Origin of the sequence: Arthrobacter sp. PvP103 (assembly GCF_017833075.1) — a bacterium.
GTDB lineage: Bacteria > Actinomycetota > Actinomycetes > Actinomycetales > Micrococcaceae > Arthrobacter.
This window is the reverse complement of sequence record NZ_JAFIBQ010000001.1, coordinates 3,128,324-3,138,488: the sequence shown is the minus strand read 5'-3', so window position 1 is coordinate 3,138,488 and position 10,165 is coordinate 3,128,324. Positions and strand designations below refer to the sequence as shown.

General features: G+C 68.8%; 5 protein-coding genes and 1 tRNA gene. 3 read left to right on the top strand and 3 right to left on the bottom strand.

The genetic code is table 11. From position 1 onward, the window contains the following. Positions 1-81 precede the first annotated feature (81 nt). Positions 82-2,064, bottom strand: coding sequence for an FAD/NAD(P)-binding domain-containing protein (locus tag JOE41_RS14545; protein ID WP_209752761.1), 1,983 nt, complete (start codon positions 2,062-2,064; stop codon positions 82-84). 61 nt (positions 2,065-2,125) lie between these two features. Between JOE41_RS14545 and JOE41_RS14540 the strand changes: the two genes are divergently transcribed. The 3 genes from JOE41_RS14540 (at position 2,126) to JOE41_RS14530 (ending at position 6,312) form a co-directional block, all read left to right on the top strand. After that, positions 2,126-4,438, top strand: a complete 2,313-nt coding sequence (locus JOE41_RS14540) for a prolyl oligopeptidase family protein (RefSeq protein ID WP_209752760.1) — start codon at positions 2,126-2,128, stop codon at positions 4,436-4,438. 125 nt (positions 4,439-4,563) lie between these two features. Beyond that, positions 4,564-4,651, top strand: a tRNA-Ser gene (locus JOE41_RS14535). Positions 4,652-4,722: 71 nt separating this feature from the next. Next, complete coding sequence (locus tag JOE41_RS14530; RefSeq protein WP_209752759.1) at positions 4,723-6,312, top strand: NAD(P)/FAD-dependent oxidoreductase; 1,590 nt, start codon at positions 4,723-4,725, stop codon at positions 6,310-6,312. 91 nt (positions 6,313-6,403) lie between these two features. Here JOE41_RS14530 and JOE41_RS14525 read toward each other — a convergent pair whose 3' ends face one another. Beyond that, on the bottom strand, positions 6,404-7,849 hold the full coding sequence (locus JOE41_RS14525; protein WP_209752758.1) for an MFS transporter: 1,446 nt from the start codon (positions 7,847-7,849) through the stop codon (positions 6,404-6,406). Between the two features lie 92 nt (positions 7,850-7,941). After that, positions 7,942-10,131 (bottom strand): ATP-dependent DNA helicase RecQ, encoded by a 2,190-nt coding sequence (locus JOE41_RS14520; protein WP_209752757.1) that lies wholly within the window; start codon positions 10,129-10,131, stop codon positions 7,942-7,944. Between the last annotated feature and the right edge of the window lie 34 nt (positions 10,132-10,165).

Sequence of the window (10,165 nt, the reverse complement as noted above, 5' to 3'; positions counted from 1 at the left end):
TTGGGAATTCAGCGGCAGGAACTGAGAGAGCGTTGGGGATTCAGCGGCAGGAGCTGAGAGAGCGTACGGGGTGGGCCGGGGTCAGTGATCGAGGATGTGGCGCGCTATTTCGTCGGCGTCACGGAGGGTCCGCTGGCCGCTGCGATACACCGGCCCGTTCTGCGGCCGCGCCTCCGCGGCGATGGCCGTGCCCCACTGCGCTGCGGACAGCTGCAGGCCCAGGACATACAGCCCTTCGGTGACGGATCCGTTGGCGCCCACCGGCCGGTAAGGGTGGGGGCTGACGTCCAGGCCCGAAGTCTCCACCGGAGCCCCCTCAGCCCTCATCATCAGCCGTGGACGCACCAGGCCGTCGGCCAGGAGCTGCTCCAGCACCGGCGACACGTTGACTGAAACCCTGTTGGCGGGAGCAAGGGCCTCGATCATGGCACGGGCGCGGAGCTTTCCGTCCTTGACCCACGGCGAGGCAGCACTGAACGTACCGGCGGCGCGGTCCAGCGAAAATTTTGGGTCGGGTCCCACAAAACTCACCACACCGGCCCGGGCGAGCGCTGCGAGCTGCTCCGCGCGGATGGCCGGGGGCCCGCTGGCCAGCCCCTCGACGAACGACTCAAACCAGCCCCGCAGTCCGGCGACCCAGGACTCGTCGGTGATGCCGCCGTCGGCCACTGCCGTTTTCAGCACCGCCCTGCCGTGGTGCAACGCCCCGATGGCCATCTTCACGGGGTCGTCCTCCCCCAGCGCCGAGCGTCGGGCGTCATCGAGCAGGTATTCGACGACGGCGGCATCCACCTCCGCCTGCGAGGCGAAGCTGCGGCCGGCCAGGGGCGCCGCCAGGCCCGGCAGGTTCAGTCGCTGGTCCGGCGCCACGTGCTTGGCGACCAGGGCGTCCGCTTCGGCTTCCCAGTGGGAAACGCTGTGGGCGTGGGGACGCATCACCTCCTGGAGCAGGGCCAGGAACGCGTCGGGCTCCGTGACGGCGTCCGGACGGGTCCGGACCAGGGTGGCGTAATAGGCCCAGAGCGCGTCGCGCTGCATGAGGGGCCAGAGGTCGTGGTCGAAGCCGGGGGTGATTCCGGCTGCGGCGAACCGCCCAACGGCGGCTTCGGTGCAGTACCGCAGCGTCACACCGGACGGGTAGTAGGCCGCCAGATTGGCCTTGGCACGGTAGGGGGTCCCGCGCCGGGACGCCGCAACAATCAGCGGCTCGTCACCGGACGGAATGTATTCCAGCCCGGCCCTCCCCTGCCCGGGAACCGCAGAGCCGTCGGCAGCCGTCGCCACGAACTTGCCGCCGCGGCCTTCGGTCAGCTGGCCCATGACGTCGAAAAAATTCAGGCCCATGCCGCGGACCAGCACCGGCTGGCCGGCCGGCACCACGGACCAGTCGACGTCGGCAGGCACCGCCGGAGGCAGGTAAAGGAGTCCCAGCTGGCCGGCGCCCGCCTGCAGTTCGCGCTGTTCGGCGTTGAGCCGGGACTCCAGGTGCCCCAGGGCCAGCACCACGGAACCGGCGGTAAGCGGCCCGCCGTCGCCGAGTTCGACGTCGAACATTCTGTTCCCTGCCGGCCGGACGGACGTGGCGGTGGTGCGGTGGAACTGCACGGTGACGCCCTCCGGAAGGTGCGCGAGCAGCTCGTCCAACGTGGCGCTGAGGTAACGGCCGTACAGCGCGCGGCTCGGGAAATCCCGGGACCCAAGGGCGGAAAGTTCTGCCTGCTCGTCCTCCGTCAGCGACGCGTCCGGACTGTCCTGACGGGCTTCCCGCCACTGGTCGAAGGTGCAGCCGGCCACCGGCGCAGCCAGTTCAGGGTCTTCGGGAATGACCGTGGGATAGAACGACTGGGTGTTCATCAGGTACAGCCGGGACTGGCCGGGCTGCCACACGTGGCCCGGCCCCGCCGGATAGGGATCCACGACGTCAATGTGAAGGCCCGCAACGCCGCTGGGTCCGGAAGCGGAGGGGCTCCTCAGCCGCCAGTTGGCGAGGAGGCGCTCCAGGACACTGGTGCCGCGGGGTCCGGCCCCTATTAGTACCGTCCGGATGTTTTGCGATGTGCCCACGCCCTCCAGAGTATCCGCATGTGACTTGCTAGCTGCGCGCCGATGCTGTTTCGTAGGGCGCATGACCACCACAGCAGCTGATCACCCGCCCGTCTCCGGCGTCCCTTCCGCCGCCGGGAAAGCGCCCGAACCGACCGACGAAAACATCTGGCTCGAGGAGATCTACGGCGAGGCACCGCTGGCCTGGGTCCGCGAACAAAACGCCCGCACCGAGGATCTGCTCGAAGACCCCGACTACGCGAGGCTCGAAAGCCGCATCCTGGAGGTGCTGGACTCAACGGACAAGATCGCCATGGTAGGCAAGCACGGCGACTGGTACTACAACTTCTGGCGTGACGGGCAGAACCCCAAGGGGCTGTGGCGCCGGACGTCTTGGGAGAGCTACAAAACCGGTGAGCCCGCATGGGACGTCCTCCTGGACGTCGACGCGCTGGCCGCCGCCGAAGGCGAGGAGTGGGTTTTCCACGGCGCCAACTTCCTCCGTCCTGCTCCCGGCGAACCGCACCGGCTGGCTCTGCTGGCCCTCTCCCCCGACGGCGGGGACGCCAACCGCTACCGGGAGTTCGACGTCGAGACCCGGACGTTTGTGGACCCTGCGTCCGGAGGGTTCGACCTGCCCACAGCGAAGGGTAATGCGTCCTGGCTGGACCGGGACACGCTGCTGGTGTCCACCACCGCGGAAGGCATGCCGAAGACCTCCTCGTCCTACGCGCGCACCGCCGTGAAGCTGGCCCGCGGCGGGTCGCTTCCGGCGGCCGAGAGGATCTTCGACATCCCCGAAGACCACATGATGGCCCTGGTGGCCCATGACTCCACTCCGGGGTACGAGCGGACCTTCGCGATGGACTGGATCAGCTTCTTCAACAAGAGCACGTCCGTGCTGCGCGACGGGCAGTGGGTTGTGATCGACGCCCCCACCGACGTGAACCTGAGCGTGCACCGCGAGTGGCTGCTGTTCCGGCCGCAGGGCGACTGGGCCGTCGACGGCACGACGTTCCCGGCCGGCTCGCTGCTCGCCGCGAAGTTCGAGGACTACCTTGCCGGCAACCGGGAACTCGTCGTCCTCTTCACCCCGGATGCGCACACGTCGCTGCAGTCCTGGAGCTGGACCCGGAATTTCCTACTCCTGAACCTCCTGCGGGACGTGTCCTCGGAGATCCGCGTTCTCGATCCGGAGCGGCCCGGGACTGAATCCGCCTGGGCATCCAGTCTCCTGGACGCGTGCCCGCCGCTGCACGATGTCAACGCCTTCGCCGTTGACGACGAGGACGACAGCGTCGAGGTTGACGAGGAGCATGACGACGACGGTACCGGCGGCAATGTGGCTGTGCCGGAAGGCGAGGCGCCCGGCGCGGGGAACGACTTCTGGCTCGTTGCCACCGGCTTCACCACGCCGAGCACGCTCACACGCGGAACCCTGCGCCGCAGCGGCGACGGGGACGTGGTGAGCACCCACGAGGTGGTCCGCACCTCGCCGTCCTACTTTGACGAGGCGGCGTACGAGGTCCAGCAGCACTTCGCGGTGTCGGAAGACGGTACCCGGGTCCCGTACTTCCAGGTGGCATCCAAGAACCTGGTGCTCGACGGCCAGAACCCCACCCAGCTCTCCGGCTACGGCGGCTTCGAAGTTTCCCGCACTCCCGCTTACAGCGGCACGATCGGCCGGGCGTGGCTGGAACGCAGGACGGACGCACCGGATGCGCCGGACGCTGGCCAGGGCGACGCTGAAAGCGGAGCCGGTCCGACGCACACCCGCGGCGGAGTGTATGTGGTGGCCAACATCCGCGGCGGCGGCGAATACGGCCCCTCCTGGCACCGGGCCGCGTTGCAGGAAAACCGCCACCGCGCCTTCGAGGACTTCGCGGCCGTGGCCCGGGACCTGATCTCCCGGGGAGTCACTTCCAGGGAACGCCTCGGCTGTGTGGGCGGTTCCAACGGCGGGCTTCTGGTGGGCAACATGTTGACCCGGTACCCCGAACTGTTCGGTGCCGTGTCCTGCGGCGTGCCGCTGCTGGACATGCGCCGCTACACCAAGTTGTCCGCAGGCCACTCCTGGATCGCCGAATACGGGGATCCGGACGTGGCCGGGGACTGGGAGTTCATCCGGACTTTCTCGCCCTACCACCTCCTCCGCGACGGCGTGGACTATCCCGAAACTTTCATCTGGACTGCAACCTCCGATGACCGGGTGGGTCCCGTGCAGGCACGCAAGATGGCGGCGCGGATGCAGGCCATGGGCATCCCCAACGTCTGGTTCCACGAGGCCCTGGAAGGCGGCCACGCCGGCGCTTCCGACAACCGGCAGGCGGCCGCTTTGCAGAGCCGCAGCCAGCATTTCCTGTGGCGTTCCCTGGCCGGCGGGTCCGGCAGCTAGCTCGGCCGCATTCGCCGGCGGCGGCCCCCTGCCTGCCCTGTTCAGCGAGCCTATCCTCAGGTTTGCGGCCGTTTTGCACTGAATGGCCGGTTCTGCGTATCCTTGGTGGGCTAGGAATAGCAATTGGAGACGTGCCAGAGCGGCCGAATGGGCTTCACTGCTAATGAAGTGTGGGGCACAACTCCACCGGGGGTTCAAATCCCCCCGTCTCCGCGTTTGGCCCCGGTCCCTTGGACCGGGGCCTTTTGCGTTCCCGGCGCGTTTCGGGGTGGCAGGATGGGCCCATGGCGAACAGCAGCAGCTATGACGCGGTCATTGTCGGTGGCGGACACAACGGGCTGGCGGCGGCCGCCTATCTGGCCCGGGCCGGACGTGACGTCCTGCTGCTGGAAAAGCTTGACCACGCGGGCGGCGCGGCCGTATCCGCCCAGGCGTTCGACGGCGTCGAGGCACGGCTTTCGCGGTACTCCTACCTGGTGAGCCTGCTGCCGCAGGAGATCATTGATGACCTGGGGCTGCGCATCAGGCTGGCCCGACGCCGCTACTCCTCCTACACACCGGACCCGGCCAACCCCGGCCGCGGCCTCCTGATCGACAACGGAGACGCGGCCGCCACGGCGGCGTCATTTGCTTCAGTGGGCGCCGCGGCCAGCGACGCCGCGGCCTTTGAACGTTTCTATGCGGAGTGCCGAAAGCTCACCGGTGCGCTATGGCCCACGATGACGTCGCCACTGCCCACCCGTTCGGCTGCCCGGCAACTCGCTGAGGCCGCCGGGGCCGGAGACGCGTGGGAATCGGTGGTGGAACGGCCCGTTGGCGAAGCCATCACCCGCGGGGTGCACAGCGACCTGGTGCGCGGCGTGGTGCTGACGGATGCCCTGATCGGCACGTTTGCCCGGGCCGGCAGCGCGGACCTGCAGCAGAACATCTGCTTCCTGTACCACCTCCTGGGCGGCGGAACCGGCGACTGGGACGTCCCCATCGGCGGCATGGGGGCCGTTTCCGGCGAACTCGAGCGGGCAGCCCGCGAGGCCGGCGCCACCATCGTGACGTCCGCCGAGGTCACCAGCATCCGGCCCGGCGGCTCGGTGGGCTACCGCCACGAGGGCCGGGAACGCTCAGCATCCGCTGAGTGGGTGCTGTCCAACGTCGCTCCCGCGGTGCTGCACAGCCTGCGGAACGGCGGCGCCGGGGGGCCTGCGAACCCCAACCACCGGCGCGAGGGCTCGCAGGTCAAGGTGAACATCCTGCTCAAACGCCTGCCGCGGCTACTGGACCGCAGCGTCAGCCCGGAGGCGGCCTTCGGCGGCACTTTCCACATCAATGAGACCTGGACACAGCTGGACGACGCCTACCTGGCGGCCGAGCAGGGAATGGTCCCGGACCCGCTGCCCTGCGAAATCTACTGCCATTCATTGACCGATCCCAGCATCCTCTCGCCGGAACTGCAGGCTTCCGGCGCCCACACCCTGACGGTCTTCGGACTGCATGTGCCGGACAGGCTCATCACTGCGGAGAACAACGACGCGATGCGGGCACGGCTTCAGGCCGCCGTCGTGAAGTCCCTCAACTCGGTGCTGGCGGAGCCGATCGAGGACCTGCTGCTGACCGGTGCCGACGGAACCCCGTGCATCGAAACCAAGACCACGCTGGATATCCAGCGTGCCGTGGGTATGCCCCGCGGCAACATCTTCCACGGCGGACTCGACTGGCCCTTCGCGGAAGACGATGACCCGCTGGACACTCCCGCCCGGCGCTGGGGTGTGGCCACCGACGATGACCGGATCCTGCTGTGCGGCTCCGGAGCGCGGCGCGGCGGGGCGGTGAGCGCCATTGGCGGGCACAACGCCGCCATGGCGGTGCTGGAGTCTTAGGAGCGCCCGGGGTCCCGGGGCGCTGCCGGGGTCCTGGGCCTGGGCGCCCGGAGCCGGGGTCCCGGCGACGGGATGCCCGGCGACGGGGTCACTAGGGGTTGGCGGCTTTCGGCGCCGCCGAACGCCCGCGGCTGACCTCGGCGCCCGCCTGCCGGTGCAGTGCCAGGCTGTCAGCGGTGCTGAGCAGCATCAGCACTGTGATGGCCAGGAATGCCCCTCGGTAGGGCGCAACGGGGTCGGCGCCGAAAGCGCCGGGGGCGGCGAAGAGCCGGAGGAACAGCGCGCCGACGGCGATGCCCGCACCGGCCGCCAGTTGGACGAGGGTGGCCGAAATCGCGTTGGCGGACGGCAGTTGTCCCGGGGCGATGTCGGCGTATTGGATCGAAGCGTAGGCCGAGAATCCGATGGATCGGAACGCTCCGCTGCACACCAGCAGGGCAAAGATCAGCGGTTCCGGGGTTCCGGCATCGAGCAGGGAGCACAGGGCAAAAGTGGCAGCCGATGCGAGCGAGGCGAAGACGAGGACAGGTTTGAACCCGAACCTGCGGATCAGCGGGGTGGTTGCCGGTTTGATGCCGATGTTGCCGATGAAGACCGCCGCCACCATGGCGCCGGCATGGAGCGGATCCCAGCCAAAACCGTCCTGGAACATCAGCGGCAGCAGAAACGGAACCGCACTGATGGTCAGGCGGTACGCGAACCCGCCGGTGGAGGTGGCACGGAACGTCCGGGTGCCAAAAACGTTCAACTGGAAGAGCGGGTTGCTGGTGCGCCGCAGCCACAGAACCGCAGCGGCGATGGATGCGAAGCCGGCGGCCACGCTGATTGCCCCGAAGGGTCCGGAGGGGTGAGCCGTGGCAAGCTCGAGCCCTACCACCAGGGCGCCCACGCCGGCCGTTGTCAGCAGCAGCCCCACCCAGTCAAGGCGCCGTGACTGGTCCCCGGCACCCTCGGGAACAAGGCGGAGGGCTGCTATGAACGCGGCCAGGCCCAACGGAACGTTGATCAGGAAGATCCAGTGCCACGACAGGAACGTGGTCAGCGCTCCGCCCACCAGCGGCGCGAGGACCGGCGCCAGAAGTCCTGGCCACACAAGATAGGCCGTGGCCCGGAGCAGGTCTTCCTTGGGTGTCCTGCGAAGCACTACCAGGGTCCCCACCGGCACCATCATCGCGCCGCCGGCGCCCTGCAGGACGCGGCTGACCGTGAGCATGGTCAGGTCCTGGCTCAGGGCGCACAACAGCGAAGCAATGGTGAACACGGCGATGGCGGCGCAAAAGACGCGGCGGGCACCCACGCGCTCCGCAAGCCAGCCGCTGACCGGAATACCCATGGCCACGGTCATGAGGTAGGCCGTCATGGTGATGTTGACGTCCGCCGGGGCCACGGCGAAATCTCCCGCGATGCTGGGGATGGCCGTGGTCAGCACGGTGCCATCCAGGAATTCCATAAAGAAGGTCGCAGCCACCAGCAGGGCCAGCCGGGGCTGCCATTCCTGGCGTACCGTCGAAGCGGCGCTGCTCTGGGGTTCGCTCATGGCTCCTGGCCTGGACTCATTCGCCGATCCTATAGGCGTGCCAGGTGCGGTGCCAGAATAAGTCCGCCCCTTACGCGGAGCAGCCGGTGCCCCTATCCGGCCTGTCCCAGCACGAGGGGAAGGACGGCTCCCGCCCCGGCACGGCGCAGGGCCCGGCCGGCAACTGTGACCGTCCAGCGGCTGTCGGTGAGATCGTCCACCAGCATGACGCTCTGCCCCTGGATGCCGGACAGGGCCGCCTCCAGCTCGGGTCCTACAACGAGGCGGTCCCAGACGCCGGCCAGCCGGTAGGCGCTGTTGCCTCCGCGGCCGCCGGTGGGTCCGCCGTGTTCCAGTTGCAGCTGGCCCAGGTACGGTATGCGGCCAATGCCGGAAATACCGCGCGCCAGGGAGTCGACCAGGGCGGGTTTGCTGCGCGACGGGATACTAACGATGGCTGCGGGCCGCCCTGCCCCGCTCCAGCCGGCGTCGCGTCCGTTCCCGGTGCCCCATTCCCGGAGCACCTGCACGCAGGCCTGGAGCATGGCGGGGTCCACCTCACGGTCCGCCGCACCGGAGGCGAAAATTTCCCGCAGGGCCCCGCCCCAGCCGAGGTCCGTCAGGCGGGCCAGCGCCCTTCCTTCGGCGAGGCTTTCATCCGGCTTGATCTTGCCCTTGACGGTCACGCCGAGCCTGTCCATGCCGCTGGGCCACTGCAGCCGCGGTTCCAGTGCCACGCCGGCGCGGCTGAGCGTCTGCCCGGCGGCTTCCGTGGCCGAAGCCGAGATGTCTGCCGGGAACCAGCGCCCGGCGCAGTTGTCGCAGCGGCCGCAGGCACGGGCTGTTTCATCGTCCAGGACCGAGGTGATGTACTCCATCCGGCACCCTGCCGTGTCCTGGTAGATCACCATGGAATCCTGCTCGTCCACGCGGGCCTCGGCAATGCGGCTGTACCGCTCTGCGTCGTAGGTCCAGGGCTGGCCGGTGGAGCGCCAGCCGCCGCCCACCCGCTCCACGGCACCGTCCACGGACAGGACCTTGAGCAGCAGTTCCAGCGGTGTGCGGCGCAGGTCCACGCGGGCTTCGAGGGCCACGGTGGACACGGCGGCCCCGGCCTCGGCCAGAGCGGTCAGGACTGCCGCAGCCTTTTCCTCCGAGGGCATGGACGCCGTGGCAAAGTACTGCCAGATGTCGCGGTCCTCGGACCCGGGCAGCAGCAGGACGTCCGCGTTCGCCGCCCCACGCCCGGCACGGCCCACCTGCTGGTAGTACGCCACCGGCGACGACGGGGCCCCGAGGTGCACTACAAAGCCCAGGTCCGGTTTGTCGAAGCCCATGCCCAGGGCCGAGGTGGCCACCAGCGCCTTGACCTGGTTGTCCTTGAGTAACTGTTCCGCCCGTTCCCGGTCCGCGGGATCAGTCCGGCCCGTGTAGGCGAGGACTTCATGGCCCGCTTCGGCGAGCAGCCGCGCCGTGTCCTCGGCCGCGGACACCGTAAGGGTATAGATGATGCCGCTGCCGGGCAGGTCCGCCAGATGGGTCAGGAGCCAGCCCAGCCGGTCGCGGGAGTCCTGGAGGCGCAGCACGCCGAGCCGGAGCGATTCACGGCCCAGGGCTCCGCGGATGGTGAGCACGCCGTCGCCCAGCTGCTCCTCGATGTCGTGGACCACCCGGGAGTTGGCGGTTGCAGTGGTGGCCAGCACCGGCACGGTGTCGGGCAGCTGGGTGATGAGGTCCGCGATGCGCCGGTAGTCCGGGCGGAAGTCATGGCCCCAGTCGGAGATGCAGTGTGCCTCGTCAATCACCAGGAGACCGGTGCGGCGGATCAGCTCAGGAAGCTGGTTCTCCCGGAAGGACGGATTGGTGAGCCGCTCAGGGGACACGAGCAGCACGTCCACCTCGTCCGCGGCCAGTTGCTCACGGACAGTGTCCCATTCGAGCTGGTTGGCGGAGTTGATGGCAACAGCGCGGACTCCTGCCCTGGCCGCTGCGGCCACCTGGTCCCGCATCAGCGCCAGCAGCGGCGACACGATGAGGGTGGGGCCCGCACCGCGGCGCCGGAGCAGCAGGGATGCCACAAAATAGACAGCCGACTTTCCCCAGCCTGTCCGCTGGACGACCAGGGCGCGGCGGCCGCCGTCGACCAGTGCCTCAATGGCCTCGAACTGGCCGTCATGGAAGCTGGCGTCGGGATGCCCCACCAGCCCCCGCAGCACTTCCAGGGCCTGGTCACGGGTCTCAGTTCCACCCGCGGGGAGGTCAGCGGAAGCGGAAAGGACAGCAGCATTCTGGTTATTGGCCATTGATTCAGTATCCCAGCACCCTCCGACAGCCGCG